Source organism: Moorena sp. SIO4E2 (assembly GCF_010671945.1).
GTDB classification, from domain to species: domain Bacteria; phylum Cyanobacteriota; class Cyanobacteriia; order Cyanobacteriales; family Coleofasciculaceae; genus Moorena; species Moorena producens.
The window spans coordinates 1-1,469 of the sequence record NZ_JAAHIE010001193.1 but is presented as its reverse complement, the minus strand read 5'-3'; the positions used below and the strand labels follow the sequence as shown (position 1 = coordinate 1,469).

2 protein-coding genes are annotated in these 1,469 nt (G+C 45.4%); both read right to left on the bottom strand.

What is annotated here, in order from left to right:
- Nucleotides 1-827, bottom strand: an 827-nt coding sequence (locus F6K37_RS42105) for a UDP-3-O-acyl-N-acetylglucosamine deacetylase (RefSeq protein ID WP_287257177.1), incomplete at its 3' end; no start/stop codon positions are given.
- Nucleotides 828-962: 135 nt separating this feature from the next.
- A partial coding sequence (locus tag F6K37_RS42100; protein ID WP_287257176.1) for a BamA/TamA family outer membrane protein occupies nt 963-1,469 on the bottom strand: 507 nt, incomplete at its 5' end.

The following is a 1,469-nucleotide window of genomic DNA, read 5'->3' as shown; positions in this document are numbered from 1 at the left end:
ACTAAGTCTAAAAGTTTATGACGTACTGGCTCATTTGAAAATCGTAAGGGAGGATTAACCCATCCGTGTTGACCACAAACCAGAGCATTGTCCAAGCTACCACCTTTAATTAAACCGCGATCGCGCAACTGGTCAATTTGATCAGCCAAGCCAAAGGTACGAGCTGGTGCGATCGCATCAGCAAAATTGTCCTTTTCTGGAGTCCAACTATACCATTGTTTACCAATCGCTGGTAACGCAAAGTCAATGCCATAGGTAAATCGAGTTTTGGGTGCTGGTAGAGCCGTTACAAAGGCATCTCCGTGATAAACCGAGACTGGCTCGTTTAATACAAAAGGGATAGGTGTTGTTACTGAGGGAGTTAGCAGGTGAGGGGGTGTTAGGGTAGCTCGAACTTGTCCGGGGGTAAAACTATCGTGTGCTTTATCCTCGATTCCTTGAACCCCTGCTGCTACTAATCCCACCTCCTGGAGAGCTTCCAGCCAAACCTTCGCCGAACCATCTAAAAGAGGTACTTCTGGACCATCAATCTCAATTTGAGCATTATCCACACCACTACCAGCCAGTGCAGCTAAAAGGTGTTCCACTGTACGAACGGAAGCCTTTCCATACTGGGTTAATGTGGAGAGTTCCGTAGACAGTGTGGTAGCTGAAACTGCATCTATGTTTGCTGGAATAACGGGTTTACCTGGTAAGTCAACCCGCACAAAATATCGCCCAACTCCCGCAGCTGCTGGTAGTACCCTTACGTTGGTTGAAATACCGCTGTGCAGTCCGACACCAGAGCGTTCAAACATACCAGCCAAGGTGTAATATACTGAAGACATTTTTTTTGGGAAAGTTTCTATCAATAAATGCAGGAAAATTGAAAATTGAAAATTGAAATTAACCAATCACAAATTACAATCAACAATTGACAATTAACCACTAATAATTCACAACTAACAATTCACAATTAACAATTAAAACTTCTCTCCAATACCAAAGTGAAGACGACTGTCCCCTTCGGTATTCAAACCAAAGTCTACCCGAATCGGACCAAGTGGTGACTGCACTCTAACCCCAAGACCGTAACCGAGACCAGTACCGGGTAAATCTCTCTGCTCACCGGGTTCACCAGGAACAGAACCAGCAGAACCAAGGTCAGTGCCAGCGTCAACAAATAGAGCGCCCCCTATGACTGAGAAAATGGGGAAGCGATATTCTGCAGTAGCCTGAAGGTAACTACGTCCTGAGGCTAGGTCTCCCTCAGCAAACCCCCGCACGGAGTTACTACCACCAATAATAAAAGCTTCATAGGGAGGTAAATCCCCCAAGATAGTGCCCCCTTGAATGTTAAAGGCAAGAGCCTGAGGTCCTTCGGTAAAGTTGGTGAATTCTACAGGGATATAGAAACTATAGCTACCTCTTAACCGATTCATTAAGATGCTGCCACTACCAATAGGAATAGATTGTTCCATGCCCAACCG